The 581-nt window shown below is 65.6% G+C and carries 1 protein-coding gene; it reads right to left on the bottom strand.

All coding sequences use genetic code 11. From position 1 onward, the window contains the following. Positions 1-99: 99 nt before the first annotated feature. The coding region (locus G3I71_RS45905; RefSeq protein WP_164324879.1) for a carbohydrate ABC transporter permease at positions 100-581 on the bottom strand (482 nt) is incomplete at its 5' end.

Below are 581 nucleotides of genomic sequence, written 5' to 3'. Positions count from 1 at the left end.
CCGTCGTCGTCGCGCACCGCGGTCGGGTCGTGGGCGTGCTCCGCCCCCCAGCCGGTGGTGTCGAGGACGTCCGCGGCCGGGTCGAGGGTCGTCACGGCGCTACCCCTTCGTGCCGGTGAGCGCGACGGACTCGATGATCTGCCGCTGGAAGACGAGGAACACCACGAGGATCGGCAGCAGCGCGACGAACGACGCCGCCATGATCAGCGGGTAGTCGCGCTGCGTGGCGTACTCGACGTTGAGGTTCGCGATGACGACCTGCAGCGTCTGCTTGCCCGGCGAGTTCAGGTAGAGGATCGGCGCGAGGTAGTCGTTCCAGATCGTCATGAACCACAGGATGAACTGCGCCGCGATGGCGGGCCGGATCATCGGCACGATCATGCGGCCGAAGATCGTCAGGTACGACGCGCCGTCGATCTTCGCGGCCTCGATGAGCGAGTCCGGGACGGTCTCGAGGTACTGCCGGATGAAGAAGATCATGATGATGTTGCCGAACAGCAGCGGCACGATCAGCGGCAGCAGGGTGTCGACCCAGTGCAGCCGCGAGAACATCACGAACTGCGGGATCATGATCGTCGGGT

Origin of the sequence: Streptomyces sp. SID12501 (genome assembly GCF_010550245.1) — a bacterium.
In the GTDB taxonomy this organism is placed as follows: Bacteria; Actinomycetota; Actinomycetes; order Streptomycetales; family Streptomycetaceae; genus Streptomyces.
This window is presented reverse-complemented; position numbering and strand designations above follow the sequence as displayed.